This window comes from uncultured Phascolarctobacterium sp. (assembly GCF_958349595.1).
Taxonomy (GTDB): Bacteria; Bacillota; Negativicutes; order Acidaminococcales; family Acidaminococcaceae; genus Phascolarctobacterium.
In genome coordinates this window covers 43,347-69,852 of record NZ_CATWDQ010000004.1, presented here as the reverse complement: position 1 = coordinate 69,852, position 26,506 = coordinate 43,347, and the positions used below count along the sequence as shown (strand labels likewise).

Genomic DNA, 26,506 nt, shown 5'->3' with positions numbered 1-26,506 from the left:
GCAATCTGAGCGATCATTTATTATTACACTTATTAAAATTTATATGTTTAATTATCAAAAAATATTATAATCAGATAATGTTTTGGCAAAATATCAGAAAAATAATTTAGAAACAGCTGCTTTGTGATATTTTAGTAACATGGCAGGATAAGTCGGTGAAAAAGCGAATTATAACAGCAGTAATAATCGCAGAGAGGTGATACCAATGACCGAAGAAAAAGAATTACAGCCTGTGGATATAGAGTGGGAAGCTGAAAAGATCTGCCGCTGGGGCGCTGCCCGTGCCGGTGTGATCGTAGTTGCGCCTTTGGTGGGGACGATGGCCTTGATGGCTAACGAAGTCTACATGATCATGCGTCTGGGTGAGCTGCGCGGTGTGAAGCTCGAAGAAAGTACTGTTTTAGGGCTTTTGACTTCTCTGGGGGCGACTTTTGTTGGTCAGACATTGGTGACACTGATCCCGATCGCGCCGATCCAGGTGCCGGTAGGCGTATCGGTGACTTATGCGGTGGGCAAGGCCGCTAATGCCTGGATCAAGGCCGGGAGGCCCGAGGATGTTGCCGCTTTCAGGGAAGTCTATGAAAGCGCCCGTAAAGAAGGGCTGAAGCACAGCGAAGATTTTGAGAAAATGGACTGCAAAGATACGCCTTTGGGCGATGAGAGCAAACGCTTTGACCTGCAGGAGCTGAAGGAAGCGCTGCGGGCCAAGTCGGGACATTTATTTACTGCAATAGAAAAGCACGCCGACCGTGCGGAAACGGTCCTGGCGGAAAAGCTTGCAACAGTCAGCGAGAAGCTGCGGCCGCTGAAAGATAAAGGGCAGCTGTGGTTTTCGGCGCAGAAATGGGAGCAGCTAAGTCAGGGCGAGCTGGTGGTCCCTTATGATGAGATCGTGGCTTATGTGCGCAAAAGTCTGACCGGCAGCGAATTCGCACTGCAATCGCTGGCTTATGCCGAGCCTGATTTGCTGCGGCTGGTGGTAAAGCATAAAACGCATGGGACATTAGAGCTGCTGCTGCGGGTTGAGGTCTTTAACGTCGATGCCGGAGCGGCTTTTACCAGATTGAAGCTGGTAGATTTTTCCGTTGCGGATAATGATTTTGCTCAGTTGGTAGTAGAGCTGATGGGCAGCAAACTGATTTTGGCGATCGTTGATCTGCTGATCGACAGGGTGGATATCGATGCTGACAGTATCACTACTAAATACGAACAGGGTGAGATCAGCGTCGACTTTACGGCTGCGCTGCAGCAAAGTAAAATGCAGCAGAAAAAAGTACTGGACCGTTCGCTGTTTGACGTGGTGCACCTGGTAGCACTGGTGCCGCAGAGCGAAGGCGTGCTGGTCAAAGCCAAAACTGAATGGAAATAAACAGTCTGATGAGGTGACGCCGCCGGACAGCGGCGTCACTTATTTTTTGCGTTTTTGCTGTTTTCGGTGTAGAATATACATACCTAGCTATATATATGTATGTATAGCTACGAAGGAGGAAATTAAGTGATTCGTAAAACTTCTGCCATGGTAGAAGCGGGCATTCTGGCCGCTATCGCCATAGTTTTTGCTATTATCAGCATGTATGTGCCGGTCATCGGCAGCTTCATCAATTTTTTATGGCCCCTGCCTATCGCTATCTGCGGTATGCGTAACGGACTGCGTTGGAGCGTGATGACGCTGATAGTAGCCGATATTGCCGTAGCTGTACTGATCAGCCCGCTGCATGCTTTTTCGCTGCTGGCTGCTTTTGGTTTAGTGGGGCTGACTTTGGGCGAATGTATGCGCCGCGGCTATAAGCCTTTCAAGCTGATGCTGATCAGCTCGACCGCCTGCCTGATTTCTATCGGCGCCAGTCTGTTGATCGCGCTGTATATCATGGGTATCCATCCGGTCGATATGATGTTCACTTCGCTGGAGGAGGCCGCACGCGAGAGCGTCGGCTATTATCAGTCTATGGGTATGAGCCAGGCCGAGATCGATGCCGCTGTCAAAAGCAACACCGAGATGCTGCGGATGATGCGTCTGATCATGCCGGGAGCGTTTTTCCTGTGTGCGCCGATCATTGCCTTTGTCAATTATCTGGCTGCGCGGAAAATTTTGAGCAAGCTGGGCGTCGCTTTTGCGGAGTTCCCGCCCTTTACGCAATGGAATGTCCCGGGCTGGCTGCTGTGGCCCTACGGTATTTCGCTGCTGATGGTTTCTTACTATGTGCAGTATCCGGAAAGCCTGATGTATCATGTTGCTGTCAACCTGCAGGTGATCACCAGCGTGTTCTTTGTGCTGCAGGGCATTGCCCTGATCTATTGGTGGCTGGAGAAAAACAACAAGCCCAAATGGTGGGGGACGGTATCGGTAGCATTACTGTTTTTCGTACAGATATTTTCTCAGATCATTGTGTTTGTGGGCGCGTTTGACCTGGTGTTCGATTTCCGCAATCTTAGCGGAAAAAGGTCTTCCAAGCGTGCGTAGAGATGAGGCGAGTATATGTTTAACAAAATTTGGGATTCACGCAGTGATATCATACCTTTGATACTGACCGTTTTTTTGACGTTCATTATCGGCTGTTACGAGCCGTTATGGGTACCGGTATGTCTGCTGCTGATCGGTCTGCTGTATTATTACAACAAAAAGAGCCTGCGCAGCAAGGAGGTCCGCTTCAACAGCTATCTGGATACGGTAGTGCGTAATATCGAGCGGACTAATCACCATGCCGTTCAGAACCTGGATATCGGGATGGCTGTTTTTGCCAAAGACGGCAAGCTGCAGTGGAAAAATGAGCTGTTCGGTAAATATGTGGGCACTAAAAATCTGGAAGGCAAGCGCCCGGAAGAAATTTTGCCGCTGCCGGCCAATGCGTTCGATACGCTGAGCGTGAAGGACGGCGAGCGCCTGATCCAGATCGAGGACCGCTATTATAGTTTGAAGCACTGCCGGGTGCAGACTTCGGAAAAAGGCGAGAAAAAAGGTACGGGCCTGATGCTTTACCTGAGCGACGTGACTGATTTTGAGCTGCTGCGCCAGAAATATGACAATGAGAAGCTGTGTCTGGCTTACGTCCGCTTCGACAATTATGAAGACGTGATGAAGGGCATGAGCGAAACGACCCGCGCCAATATCAGCGGCGAGGTCAACGAGGTACTGAGCAAGTGGGCAGAGGAAGAAAACGGCTTTATCAGCCGTTCCAATAAAGAGTTATGCCTGATCGGTTTTAATCAGGCAGTCCTGCGTGATTTGATGGAACAGAAATTCCCTGTGCTGGACAGTGTCCGTGAGATCCATGTCGGCAACAAGATAACGCCGACGGTGAGCATCGGTATCGCCTGTGACGGCGACAATCTGGAAGAACTGAGCCAGAATGCCGGTAAAGCGCTGGATCTGGCGCTGGGCCGCGGCGGCGACCAGGTAGTGGTAGCTGTGGACGGCGGGACCCAGTTCTTTGGCGGCACGACTACCGTGACTGCCAAGAGTACCCGTGTGCGGGCACGGATCGTGGCGCATACTATTCACGAGCAGATCCTTGCGGCGGACAAGGTTTTCGTGATGGGGCATATGATGGAGGATTTCGATTCGATCGGCAGTGCTATCGGCGTAGCTAAAATGGCCCTGTCGCTGCAGAAGGAAACTTACATCGTTGTCAGCGGCGAGACCGACGCGCTGGATAAGATCAGGGAAATGCTGCAGCGTGACGAGCTGAAGCTGATCCAGGATGATGAGCAGTATCTGGAGCTGATGCTGGAAGGGCCGGAAGCTATGGCGCATATCACGCCGGGCAGCCTGCTGTTTTTAGTCGATCATCACCGGCCGATGCTGTGCGCCAGCAAAGAAGTCATGGAAGCGATACCCAAGCGGATCATTATCGACCATCACCGCCGGGCGGAGGACGCTATTAAAGAAACGGTGCTGCAATATATGGAGCCATCTTCCTCGTCGACCAGTGAACTGGTGACGGAGCTGGTAGGCTATTTCAACGACCGTCTGGAATTTACCAAAGGCGAAGCTTCGGCTCTTTATGCAGGCATCGTTGTCGATACGAAAAATTTTGCCGTACAGACCGGCGAGCGGACCTTTGAAGCGGCAGCATTGCTGCGCCGCAGCGGTGCTGACCCGACCGTGGTCAGACAGCTGTTTAAAGACGATATGGAGACCTTCCAGATCCGGGCGCTGCTGATCGCGGAAGCGCAGAGCCCGGAACCGGGCCTGATCATCTCCGTTTACAAAGACGCTCCCAAAGATGCCAAATCATCAGTCATAGCGGCTCAGACTGCCGATACGATGGTGGCTATCAGCGGCATTTATGTCAGTGCCGTGATCGTGGAATATGTTGATGGTTCGCTGGGTATCAGCGCCCGCAGCGACGGTACGGTCAACGTGCAGATAATTATGGAAGAGCTGGGCGGCGGCGGTCATCAGACTGTGGCCGGCGTACAGCTTGATAACAAGAGGGCTGCGGATATCATGCCGCAGATCGTCTCTTTGGCAAAAAAACAGTTAGAGGAGATTGAGAGCAATGAAAGTGATCTTACTGCAAGATATTAAAAGCTTAGGTAAAAAAGGCGACATCGTCGAGACCGCCGAAGGTTATGGCCGTAACTATCTGCTGCCGCGCAAATTGGCTAAAGAGGCTAACGCCGCTAATTTGAACCAGGCCAAGCAGGATCAGGCCAACGCTGCCCGCAGGGCTGCACAGAAAAAAGATGAAGCCACCGTGCTGGCGGCTCAGATCGAAAAAGTGACCGTCACTTTGAAAGTGCGTGTCGGCGACAATGGCAAAATGTTTGGCTCCGTAGCGTCTAAGGACGTAGCGGAAGCACTGATCGAACAGACCGGCCTGGAAATCGACCGCAGGAAAATAGAGCTGAAAACTCCGGTCAAGGGTCTGGGCAATTATATGGCTGTAGCTAAATTACATCCCGAGATTGCTGCAGATTTTGCCGTAGTAGTCGAAGCGGAATAAGCGAAAGACAGGGAAGTTTATGCAAGACAGAGTACCACCGCAAAATATAGAAGCCGAGCAATCAGTGCTGGGCGCGATGCTGATCGAAAAAGAGGCTATCCCCAAGGTCATGGAGATCCTGCGGGATACTGATTTTTACCGAGAGGCGCACCGCGTTATTTTCAACGCTATGCTGGAGCTTTATAATAAAAACGAAGCTGTGGATATGATCACGGTAACGGAGATCCTGAAGCGCGACAGCAAGCTGGAGGATGTGGGCGGCATCGCTTATATCACCTCGCTGGCCAATGCCGTGCCGACGGCGGCCAACGTAACGTACCATGCCAGCATCATCGAGGAAAAATCGATCCTGCGGCAGCTGGTCTCCGTATCGACGCAGATCGCTTCCATGGGTTATGAGGCCAGTGATGATGTGAAAAATATCATCGACAGTGCCGAAAGTAAGATTTTGGAAATCTCCAACCGGAAAAAAACGGCCGATTTCACGCCGATCAATGAGATCGTGCTTGATTCTTTCAAGAGCATCGAAGCGCTGATGGGCAATAAAAATGGTCTTACCGGTCTGCCGACAGGCTTTGAGGATCTGGATAACCTGACCTCCGGTCTGCACGGCAGTGATTTTATCATTCTGGCGGCCCGTCCTTCTATGGGTAAAACAGCTTTTGCGCTCAATGTGGTGCAGAATGTGGCGATCCGTGCCGCTAAAAAGGTTGGCGGCGCACCGAAAACGGTAGCGTTCTTCAGCCTGGAAATGAGCAAGGAGCAGCTGGTGCAGCGTATGCTCTGCGCGGAAGCCAACATCGATTCGCAGCGCCTGCGCATTGGCGAGCTGCGCGATGAGGACTGGGCGATGCTCATCAACACGGCAGATACCCTTTCCAGCGCCAATATTTATATCGACGATACAGCGGGCATCACCGCTATGGATATGCGTTCGCGCGCCCGCAGGCTGAAAGCCGAACACGGTCTTGATCTGATCGTGGTCGATTACCTGCAGCTGATGCAGGGCAGCGGCAAAAAGAACAACAGCGGCGACCGTCAGCAGGAGGTTTCAGAGATCTCGCGTTCTTTGAAAGCGCTGGCCCGTGAGCTTGACGTGCCGGTCATTGCCCTTTCGCAGCTGAGCCGCAGCGTGGAAGCGCGCCAGGTCAAACGGCCGATGCTGTCCGACCTGCGTGAGTCGGGTTCTTTGGAGCAGGATGCGGATATCGTAGCTTTTTTATACCGTGAAGATTACTATAATCCGGAAACGGAAAATAAAAATATCACCGAGTTGATCATCGCCAAGCACCGTAACGGCCCTGTCGATACGGTCAATCTGTTCTTCCACAAACAATATACCAAGTTCGTGGGACTCAGTAAGCGTAAGGAATAGGCTGTATGTGTGCAGATAGTCCTGTATGGGAAACAGAAGTGTGGAATTCGGGAATGTCTGACCATATGATATATTTGAATGGGGATAGGTTTATGGGACCGAGATAGTAGAAATATATCAAGTCAGGAAAGTGGAGAAACTGTGAAAAGGATATGGCTAAATAGAAAATACATTGCAAAGCTTGCTTCAAAATGGACAAGTATTATATTTGCAATTTTAGGATTTATTGGTACGTTTGCTTCATTAGGCGATTTATTGCCGGAAACTAGTTCAATACAATATCGTATTTTCATAAGTATGGGTATCTTGGTGGGGCTATGGACTATATTGTGTGTTTTTTTCTCGGGATACGTTTCCTGGAAACGAAGAATTGAGCTATTTGAAGCGAGTAATGGTTATCATGTATATGTGCAATATGGGGACGTTTTTAGTTCAGAAGAAGTTCTTAAACCGGAGGAAAGAAGAAATATAGTAATACCAGTTAATAGATGTTTTGATACAATAGTTGATGACGATTTGATTTCGTCTAATACATTACATGGGATTACAATGAAGAAGATGTATGCATCAGGAACATATACGGAACAGACGCTTAACAATGTGATTCAAGAAAATTTGCTGGTTCAGAAAAGTGAGTTCGAGCAAATAAGACAAGAAGATAAGCGAAGTGGAAACTTGAGTAGATATTCCGTTGGAACGGTAGCGGAGGTAAAGAATACAGAAAATTGTACGTATTTCTTTTTGGGACTTAGTAAATTTGACAGGGATTTGCATGCACATACAACCAATGACGAATATGTATTAGCTCTTATGAGGCTTTTGGAATTTTGCAATATCAGATCTCAGAAATATGCGGTGGTAATGCCTTTGATAGGTGCAGGAGCATCCGAAACAAAGAAATCAGAACGTGATATATTAGAATATTTGGTTAAATTACTCAAGATGAATAAGGAATTGATTAACAGTGATATTCACATTGTTGTGAGGGATAGTGGAAAGGAAAGCATTGCAATAACAGATATTAAATAATTAGAGGAAGTGTGGAAGTTAGTTAAGTCTTACAGAAATGGAAATTATGCAGCGTTTTATGTGACAGAATCATTTAGTGAAAGTAATTTAAGAGCATCCGCTACACATGATTTTGTGTACTGTAATATGCTTAGAATGTGGAAATGATTCTCATAATAAAACGTATGATGTTCGAGATGGAAGTGATTGGGAAACAACTTAATTAAATTAATTAAAACCACGTCTTCATAAACGTTTAGATGATTCAAAGAATATAATTTTGTTTTTGAGCTCAATTACAAAAAATAGTAGAGCAATTAGAGAGGAAATGGATTATGGAATAAGCACAAAAGGATTACCAGTAAATGTGATTTATTCTGATTATAGTAAAAAGAGTGATATAGTCGATAGTAAGGGGAACTTTAAAAAGCAAATAACAGATTTATGGGATTTGTTATTTAAATTTAGAGATAGTAAAGATGCTGTTGCGACAATACATATTCTATGTACAAAGGCATTGATGAAATCAGCGTTGGAGAAGGAAGACTTTATGGTAAACACAATGGCGGAAGCTGGAACAGATTATTACAAATTATAGTAGAATGAATCGAGGGAAAACTATGACGTATAGGACTAAGACTTATATAGCAGGAGATTGGACAGGTGACCACGATGCTATTGAGCAACTTCATAAATGGAAAAGAAGTCATTATTGGAGTTTATCTTTTACAGATGCTCATGAATTGACGCAGGCAAGGGATAGTAGCCTGAATTGCAGTATTAAAGCTTCATTAAGTGCAAGGTTAGATGCATCAAAAACTTTTGTATTAATTGTTGGTTCAAATACAAAGACAGTGAGGAGTGGAAGTTGTCAATATTGTAGTAGCAACAATAGATTTACAAATAGATGTGAGAGAGGGTATTCGATTGATTATCGAAGCTACATAGAATTTGAATGCAATAAAGCGGTTCGTGATAGACTAAAAATTGTGGTATTATATAATGCAGCACGAGTTGATAGAACAAAATGTCCAGATATGGTGAAAGATGTTGGAACGCATGTTGCAATGTGTACTTACAGAGATGGACAGTATTGTTGGGATTATCAGACGGTGAAAAATGTAATTGATTAAGTCAAATTTTGGCTCTAATAATTTTAAATGAGAAAATCGAAGCTGAAAAATATGGAGAATATGATGATAAAAAGGCACAAAAGTGTACTAAGAATCACATGAATTATATCTCCGCAGAGGAGAAGGAGGCGGAGCCGTGGAAATATGGATGGAACAGCTGCTGGCTTTTTTACAGAGGCATTGGCAGTTTACTATCATCGGCTGCGGTCTGCTGATCTTTGCCGGAGCGCTTTTTAACTGGCGCTGGGTCTGTGAATTCGATCACAGGCGGGTGCGGCCGTTTGCTTTTGATACGTTGGTACATGATTTTTTCGGTGCTCAGGGTTACCGTTTTCTGATGGGGATCAGCGGTCTGGTCATTATTTTATGCGGCCTGGTATTTTTATTTTTGTCGTAGATATTTGTATATTTTACAGATGAGCAGTGTGAAGGCCTGTGTAAGAGGTTTTCACGCTGTTTTTTTGTTTTTCCGAAGGTTTTAAATAAATTTGTAAAAAATGTTCAGTAGTCTTGCGGTGAAGAGCTGAAAATGTTATGATATGAGAGGATAAAAAAGTTTATTTATAAGAGAGGAAGAACGCAAGCAGGCCTTCTTCCTATTCTTATTGCAAAAAAACACCGATTTTACGGGGGGAAACAAACAATGATCGAACGTTATACTCATCCTGAGATGGGTCATATCTGGACTTTGGAAAATGAATTCCGAACAATGCTGCAGGTAGAGATCTTAGCCTGCGAGGCGATGAACAAACTGGGCATCGTTCCTGACGATGCTTTGAAGGACATTCAGACGAAGGCGGACTTCCGCATCGAACGCATCAAGGAGATCGAGGCTGTCACCAACCATGACATCATCGCTTTTCTGACCAATGTGGCCGAATATGTGGGCGACGCTTCCAAATATATCCATAAAGGACTGACTTCCAGTGATGTCAAGGATACCGCTTTGGGCGTGATGATGAAACAGTCGGCAGATCTTTTGATGAGCCATCTGGAAAAATTCCATGAGGTGCTGAAACGCCGCGCTGCCGAGCACAAGCATACGATCATGATCGGCCGTACCCATGGTATCCACGCCGAACCGATGACCTTTGGTCTGAAATTCGCTTTGTGGATGGACGAGACCGAACGCAATATCGAGCGTTTAAAGCAGGCGCGCGAATTCATCGCTGTCGGTAAGCTGTCCGGCGCTGTTGGTACTTATTCCAATATCGATCCCTTTATCGAAGAATATGTCTGCGAAAAATTAGGCATCAAAGCAGCCCGTCTGGCGACCCAGGTCATCCAGCGCGACCGCCATGCCGATTTCCTGACTACTCTGGCGATCATTGGTTCCTCACTTGATAAAATGGCTACCGAGATCCGTAATCTGCAGCGGACCGATATCCGCGAAGCGGAAGAATACTTCGCTCCCGGACAAAAAGGCTCTTCGGCCATGCCGCATAAACGTAATCCGATCACCTGCGAAAAGATCTCCGGTATGGCGCGCCTGCTGCGCGGTTATGCCGTTGCCGCTCTGGAGGACGTTGCTTTGTGGCATGAACGCGACATTTCCCATTCTTCAGTAGAACGTGTGATTTTGCCGGACGCGACGATCGCACTGGATCATATGCTGCGTAAATTTACTAACATCATCGACAAGCTGCTGGTCTATCCGGATGCGATGATGGCTAATTTGAATAAAACAGGCGGTCTGATCTTCAGCCAGAACCTGCTGATCGCCCTGGTCAGCAAAGGCGTGCTGCGTGAGGACGCTTATAAATGGGTACAGCGCAACGCTATGGCCCGCTGGCTGGAAGGCGCTGATTTCAGGACCAACGTGGAAATGGATGCCGATATCCAGAAATATCTCAGCAAGGAAGAAATCGAACATTGCTTTGATCCTAAACCCATGCTGCGTCATGTAGATTTGATTATGTCCCGTTTCGGATTATGATTTAGATAAGGAGATGCTCACATGTCATCTGTTGTAGTTATTGGTGCCCAATGGGGCGATGAAGGTAAAGGTAAGATCGTTGATTATCTGGCACAGAAAGCCGATGCCGTCGTACGTTATTCCGGCGGTTCTAACGCAGGTCATACGGTAGTCGTCAATGACGTTTCCTATAAACTGCGTCTGCTTCCCTCCGGTGTTTTGTACAGCAACAAGACGAATGTGCTGGGTAACGGCGTCGTTATCAACCCCGGTGTAGTTTTGCACGAAATTGCTGATATGAAGGCTAAAGGCATCAGCTGCGACAATCTGGTCATTTCTGACCGTGCTCATGTGGTGCTGCCTTATCATGCCCGTCTGGATGAGCTGCAGGAAGCGGCTCTGGGCTGCAATAAGATCGGTACGACCAAGGGCGGTATCGGTCCCTGTTATATGGATAAGGTTGCCCGTACCGGTATCCGCATCTGTGATCTGATGGAGCCGGACACCTTTGCTGAAAAGCTGAAGGTCAATCTGGAAGCAAAAAATGCTATCATCACTAAAATTTATGGCGGCGAGCCGTTTGACTATGATGCGATGCTGAAAGAATTTTTGGCCTATGCCGAAGAATTGCACCCTTACATCGCCGATACCGGCGTGGTGCTGGACGAAATTTTCAGCGAGGGTAAAAACGTGCTGTTTGAAGGCGCGCAGGCTACCTTCCTCGATATCGACCACGGCACCTATCCGTATGTTACCAGCTCTAACCCGACTGCCGGCAATGCCAGCACGGGCAGCGGCATCGGCCCCCGTTATATTGATCATGTGGTCGGCGTAGTCAAGGCCTATACGACCCGTGTCGGCGAAGGGCCTTTTGTTACTGAGCTGCTGGATACCGACGGACCGGGACACCGGATCCGTGAGACCGGCCATGAATATGGTACGGTTACCGGACGTCCCCGCCGCTGCGGCTGGCTGGACGCTTTCATGCTCAAATATTCCGCCCGCCTGAACAGTCTGGATTATCTGGCTGTGACCCGTTTGGATATCCTTGATAAAATGGCGAAGATCAAAATGTGCGTCGGCTACAAGATCGACGGACAGGAAATCAAACAGATCCCGGCCAGTCTGAACGTGCTGGCTCAGGTCGAGCCGGTGTTTGAAGAATTTGACGGCTGGCAAACGGATATCACTTCTATCCGCAGCTTTGATGAACTGCCGGAGCAGGCCAAAGCCTATCTGAACCGACTGAGCGAGGTTGCCGGCGTAGAGCTGGGCATTGTTTCCGTAGGGCCGGAACGTGAACAGACCATCGTTCTGAAAGAATTACTGTAAGTAAAAAAATTAAACCGTCAGATATTTATCTGACGGTTTTTAGTTTTTTTTAAATTATTTCTTGACAGAACAGTGAAAGCTAGTTATAATTATATCGTTGTCAAGTTGGCTTGAACCTCTGGCAACTATGTGATCCACTAGCTCAGTCGGTAGAGCACCTGACTTTTAATCAGGGTGTCCCGCGTTCGAGTCGCGGGTGGATCACCATTTTTTTGTCTTTTTTCTCGTTTGTTTTGAAAATAACAGTATAATATCGATGCAATCAAAGTCCGCTTCTTTTGGAAGCGGGCTTTTTTGTCGCGTGTTTTCTTCAGAAAAGTTGAGTGACAAAATTGATTGATTGTGCTAATATTTTACCGAGAAAGGAAGAATATTATTGATGAAAATAAATAATACACATAATCTGGATAAAGAAACACTTAGTGATAAAGCTCAGAAAATCTTAATTGAATTGATAGTAAGTCAGAAATTACCGCCAGGGACCAGATTAAAGGAACAGCATATCGCAAAAGAATTGGGTATAAGTGCGACCCCTGTGCGCGAAGCCTTTAAAAAATTAGCAGCGGACGGATTTGTAGAAATAGAACCCTATCATGGGGTAATAGTAAGAAGAATAGATGAACAAGAGCGTAATGGTGTCTATCAATGCCTGGTGGCGCTTGCAGAGCTGGAAATGAGATCAGCAGTGGAGCATTATGACGATGATTTTGCAGAGCAGTTAGCGAATATTATTGAGAAAGAAAAAACTGCGGATAATTTTTTTGAATTTCATTCACTTAATCTGCAGTTTCATTATACTATTTGGCAGCAGACAAAAAATGAGATGTTTATGCGGATCATGAAGCTGATCGTTACGTCTTCGCGGATGAGACATGCTGACGGAAGTCCACAGGGACGGGAAGAAATCATTAAAGGACACCAGAATATTTTAACAGCAATTAAAGCAAAAGCACCAGCTGACGCTGAGCAGGCAATGTTAAAGCTTTTAGAAAATTCGAAAAAAATAATAGAAAATGAATGATCTTTAAACAGATCAAGTGATGTGTAAAAGTTAGCAGCAAAAATTTGCCGCTAACTTTTTTATAACATAATATCAAGTAGTTATTGACAAAATAAGTCACCCTGTATTATTCTATAGAATATAGAATAATACAGGGTGACTTAAAAATTAAATACAATAAAATCGGGTGTAATGATACTTAATAGAGAAACAGGTTTAAGTCCTGTGCTGTCCCGCAGCTGTAATGCAGAGCAAATCTAAAAATACCACTGGGAAACTGGGAAGGTTAGATGAGCAATGAAGCAGAGCCAGAAGAACTGCCTGATTTTGACGCTGGGGAATTTCTGCGAATGACAGACAGGCGAAATAGAAAGAAGCTAAGCTTTTTCTGTCGTTATGTGCAGAAAAAGCTTTTTTATTTATTATAGAGCTTTTAGTTTTTACTGGTGAGCGAAACAAGGACAGCTTGACCAGGAAAAATTGAAGAATAAATTTTTTAGGAGTGGTTTATGATGGTAAAGAGCAAAAAGACGGTGGTAGCTGCGGCGATATGTCTGGCTGTCACCAGTGTGGGATTTGTAGAAAATGTTAACGCATCTGCCCCCCCCCAAGAGACTAAAGGGGATGCCGAGTCTGATTTACGAAACTTTCATTTAGCTGAGATCGTAGTTAATGGTAAACGTTATATTGCAGGTGAATATGTACGCGCTACCAGTAATATCGGTATTTTAGGCGAGCAGGATGCGATGAATTCACCTATCAGTGTTACTACTATTTCTGAAAAGGCTGTTGAAGATTTTATGTCATCTACGGAGGGACTGAGTAAAATGCTTAGTCTTGTACCGTCTGTGCAAAAAACTTATGATGCCGCTGTTGACTGTGTCAATATCAGGGGTTTTTCTGAAACTGGCAGGGGTTTTATGGTCAACGGTATTCCAGGTATGCAGGCCATGACACGTCAATCCAGTAACTATATCGATTCGATCGACGTTATCGAAGGACCAGCTACGGGTATCAGGGGTTCATCTAACTATACTGCGGATGGCGGAACGATAAATATCAACAGTAAACAGGCTTTAGATGATCCTAACAGTAGTATAGGCTTGAAATGGCATTCCAAAGGAGCTTTTGAAGAAACGGTTGATATTGGCCGCCGTTTTGGCGAGGGTAATCGTTATGGCATCCGTATCAATGCCAGTAATGTTAACGGCGAGCGCTCTATAAAAAACTGGGACTTGGAACAGAGAAATATTTATATCAATCTGGATCAGAAAACTGACGACAGTAAAACTAATTTGATGGTTGGTTATACCTATACTGACAGTCAGGGCAGACCGTATGGGTTAACAGTATCCGGTAATTATATTGGTTCAGCATTGCCAACTGCTCCGGATGGTGATATCAACTTTAATCCTAAATGGCGTCGTGATAAGAATACTAATTTTGTCGCGACCTTAAACCATGAACAAAAAATCAACGATCATTTAAGCGCTTTCTTGAACGCCGGACATTTTAAACAGGACTGGTATTATTATACTGGTTTCAGTAAAACTTTGATCAATGAAGCCGGTGACTTTACGGCTACGGCTGATAACTATTCTTTGATTGAGAAAAGAGATTATGCTCAGATAGGTCTGCGCGGTGATTTTAAAACCGGAGACTTAAAACATAATTATACCTTTGGTGTAGACAGGCAGTGGCATTATTATGGTGGGCCAAGCAATTCTATAACAGAGAGCGGCTGGACTGGTAATATTTATGTCGGTGATCCGGGAAATTGGGCACCGCCTTCTTTTGGGCAGTCTGATGCCCGTTATACTACCAGAAATAGGACCAGTGGCTGGTCTGTTATGGATATCATCAGTACAGGTGATGAGAAGTTGAATATTCTCGTAGGGCTGAACGGTAAATCTATTAAACGGGACAGTTATAAAGCAGACGGTTCACATAATAAAAATACCGGGCATTATTATGACATTTCTCCTTCCTATGGAATCAGTTACGCTTTCACGCCTCGGTTTACAGTCTATGCAAATCATACTGAGGAATTTGTTGAAGGCGAGATTGTTAGCACTACAAGTAGCCTTAATTACACTAATAAAGGTGAAACGTTGGATCCATATAAAACCAAACAAACGGAATTTGGTGTCAAAGTAAAAACAGGGGACTTTTTACATAAATTGAGTTATTTTGATATAAAAAAAGCTAATGGTATTGATATTCTGAATTCAGATGGAAGTTATACAAGAGGGCAGGACGGTGAACGCAGACATAAAGGTCTTGAGTATACTGCAACCGGTACTATAGCAGAAAAATGGAATTTGATTGGCGGTTTTATGCATCTTGATACTGAGCAAAAGACTAGCAGTGCTGCAACGAATGGCAAACGTCCTAATGGTGTTCCTGACTGGACGGCCAGTTTGGGCGTGGAATATAAAGCCAGCGATGCTTTCTCTGCTTTGCTGCGTGGTAACTATGTAGGTTCTTCCTATGTTTTGAATGAAAAATATGAAGTTCCCAGTTACTTCACTATGGATGTAGGTGTAAAATATAAAACTAAAATGAACAGTACGCCTGTAACCTTGAACGCAATGTGCTACAATGTATTCGACAAAAATTATTGGAGTGCGAGCGGCAATGTTTTGCATCTTGGCGGCCCCAGAACCTTTATGGTTTCGGCAGAATTTGAATTGTAAGCTGTTTGCTTGCGCAAGGATTTTTCCAGATAAAAGATACCTGCTTTTCGGCAGGTATCTTTTATCGCATTTTTATTAGCAGAGGAGCAATCAGGATGCTGAAATATTTTCGTGAAACGGGCTACTTGTTTATTTGTTTGCTGCTGTTCGCAATCTTGCTCCTTGCTTTCTTGTGGGCTTTAAGTATTGGCACAGTAAAATTGCCGCTGGCACAGATCTACACCGTTATAGTAAATCAGCTGCAAAGCGATCTGCCTGTTGAAGCTGTGGGCAGAAGCGCGGCGCATGATATAGTGTGGCTGCTGCGCCTGCCAAGGCTGGTTTTGGCGGCGGCTGTTGGCTGTGGTTTAGCCAGCTGCGGCGTTATTATGCAGGCGATAGTAAAAAATCCTCTGGCTGATCCATATATTCTCGGCATATCTTCAGGGGCATCGCTGGGTGCAACAGCTGCTATTTTACTGGGTGTAGGCGCTGCGTTAGGTGAAAATTTTGTCGGTATCGCTGCTTTTATCGGTGCCTTTTGTATTTCGCTGGCGGTATTATTTATTTCGAATTTAGGCGGCAGGAGTAATTCGATGAAGCTTTTACTGGCAGGTATGGCGCTTAGCGCTGTTTGCAGCGCTTTTTCAAGCTTTATCGTTTATTTTGCCAACAATAAGGAAGGAATGCAGACGATCGCCTATTGGATGATGGGCAGCTTCGCCGGCGCAAAATGGGACAATCTTGCCGTTATCGTACCCATAGTGATTTTGGCAGTACTGTTTTTCTGGTCGCAAAGCCGCATTTTAAATTTGATGTTGTTGGGAGATGAGGCGGCAGTCACTTTGGGGACAGACCTGCATATTTACCGTCAGGTATATTTACTTATCAGTTCTTTAATTGTAGGATTTGTAGTTTATGCCGCCGGTATGATAGGCTTCGTAGGGCTGATAGTGCCGCATGTAGTGCGCATGCTGATTGGTACGGATCATAAAAAGCTTATTCCGGTGACGGCTTTGGTGGGTGCTGTTTTTTTGGTTATTGCGGATGGACTGTGCCGTATTATTATTCCCAGAACAGAACTGCCTATAGGCATTTTGATATCACTTATCGGCGCTCCTTGCTTTGTTTATTTGATGATAAAGCGTACTTACGGCTTTGGGGGTAATTGATAATGGAAATTTTAACAAAGGCCGTCAGGGTTTTTATCGGCAATCAGGAAATCCTGAAAGGGATGGATTTTAACGTACATGATAAAGAGTTTGTCGGTATTATCGGGCCTAACGGCAGTGGTAAAAGTACGTTTTTAAAATGTGTTTATCGTGTGCAAAAGCCAACTGAAGGCAAGATATTTTTAAATGGTAAAAGTTTAGATGAAATGAGTTACAGAGAATCGGCGCTGCAGCTGGCAGTAGTAGCGCAGCATAATTTTTACAGTTTTGATTTTGATGTTTTGCAGGTAGTGCTGATGGGCAGATCGCCGCACAAAAAGATATTAGACAGGGATAATGCCGAAGACTATGCTATTGCAAGACGCGCGTTGGCAACAGTTGGTTTAGCCGGTTTTGAAAAACGTAGTTTTATTACTTTGTCTGGTGGTGAGCAGCAGCGTGTGATCTTAGCGCGGGCGCTGACACAGCAAACGGAATGTATGGTGCTGGATGAACCGACTAACCATCTGGATATCAAGTATCAGCTGCAGATAATGGATATAGTAAAAAGTTTGGATTTAACGGTAGTGGCTGCGGTACATGATTTGAACATTGCTGCCATGTATTGTGACAGACTGATTGCGGTTAAAGATGGAATGATCGTTGGCTGCGCTGCGCCGGAGCAGTTACTTACTGAGGAATTCATTTATGAATTATATGGCGTAAAAACCAAAGTGGATATTGCTGGAAACGGCAGAATAAACATAATATACCTGCCACAGCACTGGAGAAAAGAATAATGGAAAAAATAGTTGTTTTGCGTTGTTTGAAAGCTGAGGAAAATTGTACAGGTGCGTCCTGTTTAAAGGCCTTTAATAACAAAAGTGCGTATTTTTCACGCTATGCTGACCAGGAGATCGAGCTGGCGGCTTTTATGTCATGTAATGGTTGTGAGAATATAAAATTCAGCAGTGAAACAGGATTGAATGAAAAATTAGAGCGTATTTTGAGGATCCGGCCGGATGCTGTTCATATAGGAATTTGCTGTCAAACCAGAACAGCAGACAAGCGCAAATGCAAATATATTTTAGCAATGCTTGATTTTTTTGAACAAAATAATATCAAGGTCGTCTGGGGCACACACAGTTACTGAGTGGGGAAGCTGACTGCGGGTGTTTTGTCCGGTATTTGCCTGAATTTACGGCAGAAAGCAGTTGAAAAATGAACAGAAAAATAATAACAGTTATTGTGGCGATCGTACTTTTGATAGTGATAACCATGTTGATCAAGCGTGAAAGCAGCTTTGTAGCCCAACCTGCTGGAATTGCAGTGCAGGAAGCATACCCCAGGCGTATGATCAGGAATGTAGAAGTAAAAAATTATAGTATTATTGGGGAGAAGATCAGCTTTTACGACCACGTACCGCAAAGAGTAGTCGCCGTTGGTGAAAATATCAATGAAACGCTGGTGGCATTAGGCGTAGAAGATAAAATAATTTGTTCTGTAAAATATGGCAATCCTTATTATGTACCTGAACCGGAGTATGCAGAGCGATATAATAAAATACGTTTTGAAAGCGGTATAATTTTAAATACGGAAACGGTTCTAGCCCTGGCACCTGATTTGATAATTTCGGGGCAATCCTTATTCACTAATAAAGGTCTGAAAAGCACAGAGTTTTGGAATCAGAGAAATATCCATACTTTTTTACCTGAGAATGCCAATGCTCCGGCCTTACGCAATCATCGCGAGAGTTTGGAGTTGGAATATAAGTTCATTGAAGGGCTGGGAATGATTTTTAATAAAGAAGAGCAGGCCGGAAAAATTATAGCAGAAATGCAGGAAACAGTTGAGAATGTTCAAAGTAGAATTAGAGGGTGTAGAAAGCCGAAGGTCATGATCGTTGAACAGTTGGGAAAAAATCTGGTAGCATATGATGATTCTAAATTAGCCGGTGATATTTGTACCAGACTGGGCGCATATGTTCCCGTCAGTCCTTTTGGAACGATCGGTCTGGAATATTTGCTGAAGGAAGATCCGGATGTAATATTTGTAGTTAAAAGTGGGGGAGATCCGGCAGTAGCGGCAGCAGATTTTAGAAATATTCCGGCACTACAGAGCTTGAATGCTGTCAGAAATAACAGTGTTCACGGTATTGCCCTTAATTATACATATAACAGCGCAATCAAAACTAAAGCCGGTATAAAAAAACTTGCTCAAGGTATTTATCCCGAATTAGTTGATATATAAGCTGGTGAAGGTGGTATTTTATTGCAGCGCAGTAAAATTTTACAATGGCTTTTAGTTTTTTTGAATTGGGCCCTGACGCAGTTCCCGTACCAGCAGCGCCGGTTCGGGACAGGTCATCAGGCTGCTCATCAGGCAGGCGCCGGCGGCGCCTGCTTTTTTGATGCGGCCGATATTGGCAGGCGTGATGCCGCCGATGGCATAGACTGGCAGCGGTGTGGCATCGCAGACATCCTTTAAAAAGCCGATACCGCGTCCGGGCAGGTCCTGTTTGCAGGCTGTGGCAAAGATATGCCCCGCAATCAGATAGTCGGCACCCAGGGCGTCGGCCTGTCTGGCTTCGGTAAGTGTGTGTACCGAAACGCCGAGGCGCTGCACCTGTGTGCGCAGCTGCGGCTGCTGCACAAACTGTGGGTAGCTTACATGCAGGCTGAAGCTGCCCGCAGCCTGGCAGGCGTCAAAACAGGTGTGCAGGATCAGCGGCAGCCCGTTTGCCTGGCAGATCAGCTGCGCCTGTGCGGCCAGAGTAAGGTAATCCTGCGGCGGCAGTTCTTTAGCACGTAAAATGAGGGCGTCGATACCAGAGGCCGCCAAACGCCGCAGGCGGTCTGCAAAAACTTCGCGGCAGGAAGCAGGGTCGGTGACGGCGAGCAGTTTAAACATAGATATACTCACTGGCGACAGGCTGCAGGCCGCGGCTGGTCAGCATAGTGCAGATTTCCCTGACGGTACGGCCGTCATCGATAAGAAATTGTTCGTCACCCTTGCTTTCTTTGTTGTGGCCGCCGATACCCACGTCGACGCCGGCTGAGATCTTAGTAGCCGCCAGACCTACCACGTTGTCACGGAAACGGGCGCTTTCACGTGAGGAAATAGTGAGGGAGGCAAAGGGCAGAAAGATGCGGTAGGCGCAGATGATCTGCAGCAGCTGCCGTTCGTGCACGTCTTTGGGATTTATTTGATCGTTGTTGATGATGGGGCGCAGCCGCGGACAGGAAAAAGCGATCTCGGCCTGCGGATATTTACGCTGGAGCAGATAGGCGTGCAGGCCGGTGGCTAAAGCATCACGTCGAAAGTCGTCCAGTCCCAGTAAGGCGGCAAAGCCTACGCCGCGCATACCACCACGCAAAGCCCGTTCCTGGGCGTTGAAGCGGTAGGGAAAGATGCGTTTGCGCCCGCCCAGATGCAGCTGACCGTATTTGTCCGGGTCATAGGTCTCCTGAAAAACGGTGACGAAATCAGCGCCGCACTGGTGCAGGTAGGCATAATCGGCGCTGTCCATAGGGTAGACCTCCAGCCCGACGACGCGGAAATATTTGCGGGCCAGACGGCAGGCGTCGCCGATATAGCGCACGTCGCTCATGGCCGGGCTTTCGCCGGTCAGCAGCAGTATTTCCTCCAGACCCTGGGCGGCAATAGCCTGCATTTCCTGTTCGATCTCGGCGGCAGTGAGCCGGGCCCGTTTGATCTTGTTGCGGCAGTTGAAGCCGCAGTAGATGCAGTAGTTTTCGCAGTAGTTGGCGATATAAAGCGGGGTAAAAAGATTGACGGCGTTGCCGAAGTGCCTGCGTGTTTCTGCCTGTGCCCTGTGGGCCAGCTGTTCCAGCAAGGGTGCGGCTGCCGGCGAGAGCAGTGCGGCGAAGCCCTTCGGCGTCAGGTGCTCCTGCAGCAAAGCCTGTTTGACGTCTGCCGTTGTGTAGGCGTTTTCATCGTAAGCATTGCAGGCGGCCAGTACCTGCTGCATAATGTCTGAGGCGATTATTTCCATGTCCGGCTGATAAGTCATGGGATCGGTATGCTGATCTATTTTCATCTGCTGTTCACCTGTCTTCCAGAAAGTCTGTCAGCGGTGATGAAGCCGCTGCGCCCTGCTCTAAGACCCGGCCCAGTCCTGCTAAATAAGCGGCGCGCCCTGCTTCAATGGCCTGCCGGAAGGCCGTCGCCATCAGGGGGATATTGCCGGCCGTGGCGATAGCGGTATTGGCCATGACGGCCGCCGCGCCCATTTCCATGGCTTCGCAGGCCTGAGAAGGACGGCCGATGCCGGCATCGACGATCACAGGCAGGTCGATCTCATCGATGATGATTTTGATAAAATCCCTGGTCGCCAGGCCTTTGTTGGAGCCTATAGGCGCGCCCAGTGGCATGATCGAGGCTGCGCCTGCGTCACGCAGGTCACGGGCTGTGTTCAGGTCAGGATACATATAGGGCATCACGATAAAACCTTCTTTGGCTAAAATGTCCGTGGCCCGGATCGTCTCCTGATTATCCGGCAGCAGATATTTGGAATCGCGGATGATTTCCAGCTTGATAAAATCGCCGCAGCCGCAGGCGCGGGCCAGCCGGGCGATACGTATTGCTTCATCGGCGTTACGGGCGCCGGAGGTATTGGGCAGCAGGGTGATCCCTTCAGGGATAAAATCAAGGATATTGTCCTGCTGTGATTGGGCGCGCCGCAGCGCCAGGGTGATGATCTGCGCCCCGGCCTGTTCGGCGGCAGCCCTGATCAGCGGCAGCGAGTATTTGCCGCTGCCCAGAATGAAGCGGGACGTAAAGGTGTGCCCGCCTAAAATCAGTTTATCTTCGTGCATCGTAAAATCTTCTCCTTTTGTTTAAGGTGTAGTGAGTCCCAGCGCCAGACGCATGACCATAGTCGCAGCGTGGGCGGCGCAGACGCTGACCCGCGGCGCAAGCAGGCTGCCGTCTGTGGCGATATCGGCAGTGCCGTCGCCGCACAGGTACAAGCGGTTCAGTCTGCGGCTGGTGGTAATAGTATTGGCACTGCCGGCGCCCGCCATACCCGAGCAGGCGATGAGGGTGGCCTGCGGCAGCTGCTGCAGGACTGTTTCTGTCAGCATGGCTTTCTGCTCCGGGTCGTCAAAGGCTTCGCAGATGATCTGGCAGCCGGCAAAAACTGTTGGGATATTCTGCGGCGTGAGCCGTACAAGCTGCGGTTCACAGTACAGATAGGGATTGATCTGCTGCATCTGTTCCGTCAGGGCGTCTGTTTTTGGTTTGCCGACGTCGCAGAGACGATAGTTTTGCCGGTTGAGATTACTGAGCTCGACCCGGTCATAGTCGGCAAGGATCAGGCGGCCGATGCCCAGCCGCGTCAGCTGGACAGCGATATTAGAACCGAGCCCGCCCAGCCCGGCGATACCGACACAGGCAGACTGCAGGCGCTGCCAGCGTTTTCTGCCGTGCCTTGCGATGAGAGCGGCTTCAAGCTGCTGTTGGGTGATCGTTTCCATCATTGTTTCAACCTCCGCCGACAAACTGGACTACCTCGACAGTGTCGCCGTCTGCCAGCCGCACTGCGTCAAAATCGCTGCGGCCGATGATCCTGCCGTTCAGTTCGACGGCGACGCGGGCTGCGTCGAAGCCCTGCTGCGCCAGTAATTGAGCCAGCGTGATCCCGGCAGCGGCGCTGACGTTTTGACCGTTGATTTGCATAAGGGTGACCTCCTTCGTAAAAGAAAAATAAAAAAGGCGTCACAAAAAGCTACACCCGTGGTGGTGTACCCCTTTGTGACGCCTTGCGGCTTCACGCTGTTTTTAGCATAGCATCGACGGCTCGTGCTGTCAAGAGCCAAAGACGTTTCTTAAAACCAGGCCTGCTTTAAGCGCAGCAGCGCCGGGCGGATGTCATTTTCCTGGATTCCCGCAAAGGAGAGCAGGATCTCAGGTAAGGTACCATTGATGTCGTAAACGGGCAGGATACGGACGCTGTTTTGCAGCGCCAGTTCGGCCAATTCGGCGGCAGTCAGGCTGGTAGCTACGGCCAGCCGCAGGTGCAGCCCGGATTCATAGGCGCGCACGATGATCTTACTGCCGAAGATTTCAGTCAGGGCCTGTCGCAGCAGGATGTTTTTGCTGCTGTAAAGCTTGCGCAGCCGCTTGACATGGCGGCGCAGGGCACCAGCGTCGATAAAGTCAGCCAGGGCCAGCTGTTCGATGGTGGACGAGGTCTGGTTGTAAAGGTGTCCCAGCTGGCGGTAACGTTCCAGCAGCAGCGGCGGCAATACCATATACGAGATGCGCAGGGAAGGCAGCAGCAGCCGTGAAAAAGACCCCAGATAGATAACGGTGCTGCCGTCGCTCATGCCCTGCAGCGAGGAGACGGGCCGGCTGAAATAACGGAATTCGCCGTTGTAGTCGTCCTCCAGCAGATAAGCCTGCTGCCGTGTTGCCCAGCGCAGCAGGGCCAGACGCTGCTGCGGCGATATGGAGCGGCCTTTATAGGGATTGGAAGGGCTGACGTAAAGCAGACGTGGCAGGGTCGCTTCCAGCTGCTCGGTGCTGAAATGACTGACCTGCCAGCCATGCGAAGCAAAAAGCCGTTCGGCCTGGGCGAAGCCGGGTGCTTCCAGAGCGATACCGGTAATTTCGGGCTGCAGGATGTCGATAAGGATCTGCAGCAGGCTTTGCACACCGGCGCCGATAACGATCTGTTCGGGAGTGCAGATGACGCCACGGGCGGCAGAACTGTATTTGGCCAGCGTGCGGCGCAGGGCTGTTTCACCCTGCGGCTCGCCGTAACCGGACAGCAGGTCTTTATTTTTTAAAGCCCGGTTCAGATAGCGCCGCCACAGCTTTGTGGGAAAAGAGGCCGGGTCGATATAATTATTGGCGAAGTTATAACGTACTGCAGGCGGCTCAATACTTTGGGTCACAGGCGCGTCGCTGCGTTTGCGCAGTCCGGCCAGTGCCGCCGCAAAATAACCGCGCTTGGGTTCGTTTTGCAGATAACCGTCGGCTACCAACTGGTTGTAGGCGCTTTCGACAGTCGTCCGGCTCACCTGCAGCGCTGCCGCCAGCTTACGCACGGACGGAAGTTTATCGCCGGCCGCTAGCTGTTCATTGTAAAGCAATTTTTTGATAGCGTCGGTGATCTGGGTATATAAAGGCGCTGCTGCCTGCTGGTCAAGTTTAAGATTAGTTAAAAGCATCGAACTGTCCCCTTTGAAAAAATAATTTCTGGCTCTTTATTACTGTACAGAGTTATTGTATCATAAAAACTGTCGTTAACGAAAGTAACTTTTTTGGAGGAATAAAGATGACAGATAGACAACTTTTAAATCGTAATCTGGCGCAGATGCTTAAAGGCGGTGTTATTATGGATGTTACCAATGCTCAGGAGGCTGAGATCGCTGAAGCTGCCGGCGCGGTAGCCGTGATGGCGCTGGAACGGGTGCCGTTCGATATCCGCAGGGACGGCGGCGTGGCCCGCATGAGCGACCCAAAGCTGATCAAGGAGATCAAAAGCGCCGTGTCGATTCCGGTGATGGCTAAGGTCAGGATTGGACATATCGTGGAAGCGGAGATATTGGAGACGTTGGGCATCGATTATATCGATGAAAGTGAAGTCCTGACGCCGGCCGATGATCGATATCATCTGGATAAGCATGCTTTTAAGATCCCCTTTGTCTGCGGGGCCCGTGATCTGGGTGAAGCGCTGCGCCGCATCGGTGAGGGTGCGGCCATGATCCGTACTAAGGGCGAAGCAGGTACGGGCAATGTGGTGGAGGCTGTACGGCATATGCGGACGATGATGGGGCAGATAAGGCTGCTGCAGAATCTGCCCCAGGAAGAATGGATGAGCTTTGCCAAAGAGCATGGGGCTCCCTATGAGCTGGTAGCGGAAGTCGCTGCAAGCGGCAGATTGCCGGTAGTCAATTTTGCCGCTGGTGGGATCGCGACACCGGCGGATGCGGCGCTGATGATGAAACTGGGCAGCGAAGGCGTTTTTGTCGGGTCCGGTATTTTCCGCAGCGGTGAGCCGGCACGACGTGCTAAAGCGATCGTGCTGGCGACAAGTTATTATAATGATCCCAAGGTCGTTGCTGAGGTTTCGGAAGATCTGGGCGAGGCCATGAGCGGTATCGATATCAAAACGCTGCTGGCGGGACAAACTTTTGCGGAACGTGGCTGGTGATGGAGCGTGTGGGGGTATTGGCGCTGCAGGGTTCTTTTGCCGAGCATCTGGCCCGGCTGGCGCAGCTGTCTGACGTGCTGCCGGTGTCTGTCAAAACGGCGTCCGATCTGGAGCAGGTAGACCGGCTGATCCTGCCCGGCGGCGAAAGCACAGCGATCAGTAAACTTTTGCACAGTACGGGACTGTTTGAGCGGCTGCAGCAGAAAGCGGCAGAGGGGCTGCCTGTCTGGGGCACCTGTGCCGGACTGATCCTGCTGGCGAAAAATATTGTCGGCGGACAGCCGCATCTGGGCGTGATGGATATCACGGTGCGCCGTAATGCCTATGGCGGACAGTTGGACAGTTTCAGCTGCCGGCAGACGCTGCCTGTTTTTGGGGCGGAGGAGCTGCCGCTGGTATTCATCAGGGCGCCGTGGATCGAAAGCGTTGGGACGCGGGCAGAAATTTTAGCGGAGCACGCAGGGAGGATCATCGCCGCGCGGGAAGGGAAGCTTTTAGCGACCAGCTTTCACCCGGAACTGGCGGACAGCGATGCTGTTTATCGTTATTTTTTGCAGATATAAGATAAAAATAAAAAAACGGAGCCTGCACAGCAGGTTCCGTTTTTGTGTATGAAAGGCTCAAAGCTTGTGTTTGACGTGATCCAGCGCCTGGGCGAACAGGGTCAGCACGTGTTCGTCGTCCAGTGAATAAATGACTTCTTTGCCGGCTTTGGCAAACTTGACCAGCTGGGCATGGCGCAGCAGCCGCAGCTGATGGGAGATAGCCGAATGGGTCATATCCAGCATTTCGGCAATATTGCTGACACACATATCTTCATGGGAGAGCAGCTCTAAAATCCTGATACGGGTCGGGTCGCCTAAAACCTTAAAGATCTCTGACATCGGCTGCACATATTTATCGGCCAGCTGGGGGTGGATCTTGGCGCTGTGCCCGCAGGCGTCGCAGGTCACAGTATTGTTAGCTTTATCTTCGCTCATGACAGGGCTCATCCTTTCTTATCAGCGCGGTAGCCCTTTGTAAAAAAGAACAGTAGCGTCGCATAATAAATAAAACCGCCGGCTTCAGTACGGGTAATCAGCCAGAAGGGAAACAGCGTAAACGCCGCCAGGATAAACAGCACATACGGCACGCATTGCAGCAGCGGCGGCCGGCTGGCCAGTGTACGCCAGCTGATAACGCTGTAGCGGGAGGCGAAAATACCAAAAAAGAAGCCGCTCAGGCAATATAAAACTTGTGAAAGCATGGTATCGATAGTCATAGATTTGATTTATTTCCTTTGTTGGTAAAATGCTGCGGCAGAGCGTAGGTCAGGATGCCGCTTTTGAGGATCAGCCCGGCGATGATGCTGCCGCCGACAGTGCTGATAAGAAACGGCGGGATAAAGAACCAGGCAACGGCCGCACTGCCCAGAAAGAAGCGGGCAAAGACCCAGGCGGCCAGACCGCCTAAAATACCGGTACCAAAGATCTCGCCGGCCATAGCCGCTTTGACGGTGCCGAACCTGCTGTAGCAGAGTCCGGCCAGACAGGCGCCGATCATACTGCCGGGAAAGGCCAGCAGCGAGCCGGTGCCAAACATATTACGCAGGCAGGAAATGACGAAGGCCACTGCCGTCGCATAGCCGGGGCCTAAAATCACCGCGCCCAGCACGTTGATGGCGTGCTGTACGGGAAAGCATTTGGAAACGCCGGCTGGTATATAAATAAGGTGCGCACTGAGAGTGCCGATGGCCACCAGCAGCGCCGCTAAAGTAAGCTTGTGGATCTTCATGCAACAGACTCCTCTT

At 48.4% G+C, this 26,506-nt stretch carries 27 protein-coding genes, 1 tRNA gene, 1 pseudogene and 1 riboswitch; of the genes and pseudogenes, 20 read left to right on the top strand and 9 right to left on the bottom strand.

Annotation, left to right across the window (positions count from 1 at the left end; all coding sequences use genetic code 11):
- Window positions 1-205: 205 nt before the first annotated feature.
- The 18 genes and pseudogenes from Q4G98_RS04970 to Q4G98_RS04885 all read left to right on the top strand — a co-directional run bounded on the left by Q4G98_RS04970 (window position 206) and on the right by Q4G98_RS04885 (window position 18,785).
- Complete coding sequence (locus tag Q4G98_RS04970; RefSeq protein ID WP_293661591.1) at window positions 206-1,369, top strand: hypothetical protein; 1,164 nt, start codon at window positions 206-208, stop codon at window positions 1,367-1,369.
- A gap of 126 nt (window positions 1,370-1,495) precedes the next feature.
- Window positions 1,496-2,461 (top strand): YybS family protein, encoded by a 966-nt coding sequence (locus Q4G98_RS04965; RefSeq protein ID WP_298562792.1) that lies wholly within the window; start codon window positions 1,496-1,498, stop codon window positions 2,459-2,461.
- A gap of 15 nt (window positions 2,462-2,476) precedes the next feature.
- Window positions 2,477-4,528 (top strand): DHH family phosphoesterase, encoded by a 2,052-nt coding sequence (locus Q4G98_RS04960; RefSeq protein WP_177562385.1) that lies wholly within the window; start codon window positions 2,477-2,479, stop codon window positions 4,526-4,528.
- Window positions 4,500-4,946: a 50S ribosomal protein L9 gene (gene rplI, locus Q4G98_RS04955; protein WP_298562794.1), complete on the top strand. Its 447-nt coding sequence runs from the start codon at window positions 4,500-4,502 to the stop codon at window positions 4,944-4,946. Before Q4G98_RS04960 ends, rplI begins: the two co-directional genes overlap by 29 nt.
- Before the next feature lie 19 nt (window positions 4,947-4,965).
- Window positions 4,966-6,321 (top strand): replicative DNA helicase, encoded by a 1,356-nt coding sequence (dnaB, locus tag Q4G98_RS04950; protein ID WP_177562381.1) that lies wholly within the window; start codon window positions 4,966-4,968, stop codon window positions 6,319-6,321.
- A 141-nt stretch (window positions 6,322-6,462) separates the two neighbouring features.
- Window positions 6,463-7,350: a macro domain-containing protein gene (locus Q4G98_RS04945; protein ID WP_301961866.1), complete on the top strand. Its 888-nt coding sequence runs from the start codon at window positions 6,463-6,465 to the stop codon at window positions 7,348-7,350.
- Window positions 7,351-7,476: 126 nt separating this feature from the next.
- Window positions 7,477-7,927: pseudogene (locus Q4G98_RS12380) on the top strand (hypothetical protein).
- A 22-nt stretch (window positions 7,928-7,949) separates the two neighbouring features.
- Window positions 7,950-8,462, top strand: a complete 513-nt coding sequence (locus tag Q4G98_RS04935) for a hypothetical protein (protein ID WP_298562800.1) — start codon at window positions 7,950-7,952, stop codon at window positions 8,460-8,462.
- A 136-nt stretch (window positions 8,463-8,598) separates the two neighbouring features.
- Window positions 8,599-8,859 carry an Imm17 family immunity protein gene (locus Q4G98_RS04930; protein ID WP_293546858.1) on the top strand — a complete coding sequence of 87 codons (261 nt, stop codon included), beginning with the start codon at window positions 8,599-8,601 and terminating at the stop codon, window positions 8,857-8,859.
- A gap of 246 nt (window positions 8,860-9,105) precedes the next feature.
- Window positions 9,106-10,398 carry an adenylosuccinate lyase gene (purB, locus tag Q4G98_RS04925; protein WP_293661598.1) on the top strand — a complete coding sequence of 431 codons (1,293 nt, stop codon included), beginning with the start codon at window positions 9,106-9,108 and terminating at the stop codon, window positions 10,396-10,398.
- A 21-nt stretch (window positions 10,399-10,419) separates the two neighbouring features.
- Window positions 10,420-11,709 (top strand): adenylosuccinate synthase, encoded by a 1,290-nt coding sequence (locus tag Q4G98_RS04920; RefSeq protein WP_298562802.1) that lies wholly within the window; start codon window positions 10,420-10,422, stop codon window positions 11,707-11,709.
- 131 nt (window positions 11,710-11,840) lie between these two features.
- Window positions 11,841-11,916, top strand: a tRNA-Lys gene (locus Q4G98_RS04915).
- Between the two features lie 172 nt (window positions 11,917-12,088).
- On the top strand, window positions 12,089-12,730 hold the full coding sequence (locus tag Q4G98_RS04910) for a GntR family transcriptional regulator (RefSeq protein WP_298562804.1): 642 nt from the start codon (window positions 12,089-12,091) through the stop codon (window positions 12,728-12,730).
- A 147-nt stretch (window positions 12,731-12,877) separates the two neighbouring features.
- A riboswitch (cobalamin riboswitch) is annotated at window positions 12,878-13,049 on the top strand.
- Between the two features lie 169 nt (window positions 13,050-13,218).
- Window positions 13,219-15,405 (top strand): TonB-dependent siderophore receptor, encoded by a 2,187-nt coding sequence (locus Q4G98_RS04905; RefSeq protein ID WP_298562805.1) that lies wholly within the window; start codon window positions 13,219-13,221, stop codon window positions 15,403-15,405.
- A gap of 95 nt (window positions 15,406-15,500) precedes the next feature.
- The gene (locus Q4G98_RS04900) at window positions 15,501-16,556 is read left to right on the top strand and encodes an iron ABC transporter permease (RefSeq protein WP_298562807.1); all 1,056 of its coding nucleotides are present in this window, start codon (window positions 15,501-15,503) and stop codon (window positions 16,554-16,556) included.
- A gap of 2 nt (window positions 16,557-16,558) precedes the next feature.
- Window positions 16,559-17,335, top strand: coding sequence for an ABC transporter ATP-binding protein (locus tag Q4G98_RS04895; RefSeq protein WP_293661604.1), 777 nt, complete (start codon window positions 16,559-16,561; stop codon window positions 17,333-17,335).
- The gene (locus tag Q4G98_RS04890; RefSeq protein ID WP_298562809.1) at window positions 17,335-17,688 is read left to right on the top strand and encodes a CGGC domain-containing protein; all 354 of its coding nucleotides are present in this window, start codon (window positions 17,335-17,337) and stop codon (window positions 17,686-17,688) included. The genes Q4G98_RS04895 and Q4G98_RS04890 overlap by 1 nt, the downstream gene beginning before the upstream one ends.
- A 68-nt stretch (window positions 17,689-17,756) precedes the next feature.
- Window positions 17,757-18,785 (top strand): ABC transporter substrate-binding protein, encoded by a 1,029-nt coding sequence (locus Q4G98_RS04885; RefSeq protein ID WP_298562811.1) that lies wholly within the window; start codon window positions 17,757-17,759, stop codon window positions 18,783-18,785.
- Between the two features lie 51 nt (window positions 18,786-18,836).
- Here Q4G98_RS04885 and Q4G98_RS04880 read toward each other — a convergent pair whose 3' ends face one another.
- From Q4G98_RS04880 to Q4G98_RS04855, 6 genes are all read right to left on the bottom strand, one after another.
- On the bottom strand, window positions 18,837-19,445 hold the full coding sequence (locus Q4G98_RS04880; RefSeq protein ID WP_298562813.1) for a thiamine phosphate synthase: 609 nt from the start codon (window positions 19,443-19,445) through the stop codon (window positions 18,837-18,839).
- A complete protein-coding gene (thiH, locus tag Q4G98_RS04875; RefSeq protein WP_298562815.1) occupies window positions 19,438-20,595 on the bottom strand; it encodes a 2-iminoacetate synthase ThiH in 1,158 nt (385 codons plus the stop codon). Before thiH ends, Q4G98_RS04880 begins: the two co-directional genes overlap by 8 nt.
- 7 nt (window positions 20,596-20,602) lie before the next feature.
- Window positions 20,603-21,373 carry a thiazole synthase gene (locus Q4G98_RS04870; RefSeq protein WP_298562816.1) on the bottom strand — a complete coding sequence of 257 codons (771 nt, stop codon included), beginning with the start codon at window positions 21,371-21,373 and terminating at the stop codon, window positions 20,603-20,605.
- A 21-nt stretch (window positions 21,374-21,394) separates the two neighbouring features.
- Window positions 21,395-22,036 carry a sulfur carrier protein ThiS adenylyltransferase ThiF gene (thiF, locus tag Q4G98_RS04865; protein WP_301961865.1) on the bottom strand — a complete coding sequence of 214 codons (642 nt, stop codon included), beginning with the start codon at window positions 22,034-22,036 and terminating at the stop codon, window positions 21,395-21,397.
- A 4-nt stretch (window positions 22,037-22,040) separates the two neighbouring features.
- The gene (thiS, locus tag Q4G98_RS04860) at window positions 22,041-22,235 is read right to left on the bottom strand and encodes a sulfur carrier protein ThiS (protein WP_293720302.1); all 195 of its coding nucleotides are present in this window, start codon (window positions 22,233-22,235) and stop codon (window positions 22,041-22,043) included.
- A 149-nt stretch (window positions 22,236-22,384) separates the two neighbouring features.
- Window positions 22,385-23,731, bottom strand: a complete 1,347-nt coding sequence (locus Q4G98_RS04855; protein ID WP_298562821.1) for a PLP-dependent aminotransferase family protein — start codon at window positions 23,729-23,731, stop codon at window positions 22,385-22,387.
- Window positions 23,732-23,838: 107 nt separating this feature from the next.
- Here Q4G98_RS04855 and pdxS point away from each other — a divergent pair, with 107 nt between their 5' ends.
- Entirely contained in the window at window positions 23,839-24,717 is an 879-nt protein-coding gene (pdxS, locus tag Q4G98_RS04850; protein WP_298562822.1) for a pyridoxal 5'-phosphate synthase lyase subunit PdxS, read from the top strand.
- Window positions 24,717-25,280 (top strand): pyridoxal 5'-phosphate synthase glutaminase subunit PdxT, encoded by a 564-nt coding sequence (gene pdxT / locus Q4G98_RS04845; RefSeq protein WP_298562829.1) that lies wholly within the window; start codon window positions 24,717-24,719, stop codon window positions 25,278-25,280. The genes pdxS and pdxT overlap by 1 nt, the downstream gene beginning before the upstream one ends.
- Before the next feature lie 57 nt (window positions 25,281-25,337).
- On the opposite strand, the gene Q4G98_RS04840 is transcribed toward pdxT, so the two are convergent.
- Genes Q4G98_RS04840 through thiW form a run of 3 tightly spaced genes read right to left on the bottom strand, consistent with a single transcriptional unit; the run spans window position 25,338 to window position 26,490 of the window.
- On the bottom strand, window positions 25,338-25,697 hold the full coding sequence (locus Q4G98_RS04840) for a helix-turn-helix transcriptional regulator (protein WP_293546838.1): 360 nt from the start codon (window positions 25,695-25,697) through the stop codon (window positions 25,338-25,340).
- 8 nt (window positions 25,698-25,705) lie between these two features.
- Window positions 25,706-25,978 carry a hypothetical protein gene (locus tag Q4G98_RS04835; protein ID WP_177560123.1) on the bottom strand — a complete coding sequence of 91 codons (273 nt, stop codon included), beginning with the start codon at window positions 25,976-25,978 and terminating at the stop codon, window positions 25,706-25,708.
- Complete coding sequence (thiW, locus tag Q4G98_RS04830; RefSeq protein WP_177560120.1) at window positions 25,975-26,490, bottom strand: energy coupling factor transporter S component ThiW; 516 nt, start codon at window positions 26,488-26,490, stop codon at window positions 25,975-25,977. The genes Q4G98_RS04835 and thiW overlap by 4 nt, the downstream gene beginning before the upstream one ends.
- Window positions 26,491-26,506 lie beyond the last annotated feature (16 nt).

Coding starts and splice junctions, on each gene's coding strand:
- Q4G98_RS04885 (WP_298562811.1), top strand. CDS start 17,757: ATGAACAGAAAAATAATAACAGTTATTGTGGCGATCGTACTTTTGATA.
- Q4G98_RS04910 (WP_298562804.1), top strand. CDS start 12,089: ATGAAAATAAATAATACACATAATCTGGATAAAGAAACACTTAGTGAT.
- Q4G98_RS04935 (WP_298562800.1), top strand. CDS start 7,950: ATGACGTATAGGACTAAGACTTATATAGCAGGAGATTGGACAGGTGAC.
- Q4G98_RS04870 (WP_298562816.1), bottom strand. CDS start 21,373: ATGCACGAAGATAAACTGATTTTAGGCGGGCACACCTTTACGTCCCGC.
- Q4G98_RS04970 (WP_293661591.1), top strand. CDS start 206: ATGACCGAAGAAAAAGAATTACAGCCTGTGGATATAGAGTGGGAAGCT.
- Q4G98_RS04890 (WP_298562809.1), top strand. CDS start 17,335: ATGGAAAAAATAGTTGTTTTGCGTTGTTTGAAAGCTGAGGAAAATTGT.
- Q4G98_RS04895 (WP_293661604.1), top strand. CDS start 16,559: ATGGAAATTTTAACAAAGGCCGTCAGGGTTTTTATCGGCAATCAGGAA.
- rplI (WP_298562794.1), top strand. CDS start 4,500: ATGAAAGTGATCTTACTGCAAGATATTAAAAGCTTAGGTAAAAAAGGC.
- Q4G98_RS04920 (WP_298562802.1), top strand. CDS start 10,420: ATGTCATCTGTTGTAGTTATTGGTGCCCAATGGGGCGATGAAGGTAAA.
- dnaB (WP_177562381.1), top strand. CDS start 4,966: ATGCAAGACAGAGTACCACCGCAAAATATAGAAGCCGAGCAATCAGTG.
- thiF (WP_301961865.1), bottom strand. CDS start 22,036: ATGATGGAAACGATCACCCAACAGCAGCTTGAAGCCGCTCTCATCGCA.
- Q4G98_RS04880 (WP_298562813.1), bottom strand. CDS start 19,445: ATGTTTAAACTGCTCGCCGTCACCGACCCTGCTTCCTGCCGCGAAGTT.
- Q4G98_RS04960 (WP_177562385.1), top strand. CDS start 2,477: ATGTTTAACAAAATTTGGGATTCACGCAGTGATATCATACCTTTGATA.
- thiW (WP_177560120.1), bottom strand. CDS start 26,490: ATGAAGATCCACAAGCTTACTTTAGCGGCGCTGCTGGTGGCCATCGGC.
- Q4G98_RS04840 (WP_293546838.1), bottom strand. CDS start 25,697: ATGAGCGAAGATAAAGCTAACAATACTGTGACCTGCGACGCCTGCGGG.
- Q4G98_RS04835 (WP_177560123.1), bottom strand. CDS start 25,978: ATGACTATCGATACCATGCTTTCACAAGTTTTATATTGCCTGAGCGGC.
- Q4G98_RS04905 (WP_298562805.1), top strand. CDS start 13,219: ATGATGGTAAAGAGCAAAAAGACGGTGGTAGCTGCGGCGATATGTCTG.
- thiS (WP_293720302.1), bottom strand. CDS start 22,235: ATGCAAATCAACGGTCAAAACGTCAGCGCCGCTGCCGGGATCACGCTG.
- Q4G98_RS04855 (WP_298562821.1), bottom strand. CDS start 23,731: ATGCTTTTAACTAATCTTAAACTTGACCAGCAGGCAGCAGCGCCTTTA.
- pdxS (WP_298562822.1), top strand. CDS start 23,839: ATGACAGATAGACAACTTTTAAATCGTAATCTGGCGCAGATGCTTAAA.
- thiH (WP_298562815.1), bottom strand. CDS start 20,595: ATGAAAATAGATCAGCATACCGATCCCATGACTTATCAGCCGGACATG.
- Q4G98_RS04900 (WP_298562807.1), top strand. CDS start 15,501: ATGCTGAAATATTTTCGTGAAACGGGCTACTTGTTTATTTGTTTGCTG.
- purB (WP_293661598.1), top strand. CDS start 9,106: ATGATCGAACGTTATACTCATCCTGAGATGGGTCATATCTGGACTTTG.
- pdxT (WP_298562829.1), top strand. CDS start 24,717: ATGGAGCGTGTGGGGGTATTGGCGCTGCAGGGTTCTTTTGCCGAGCAT.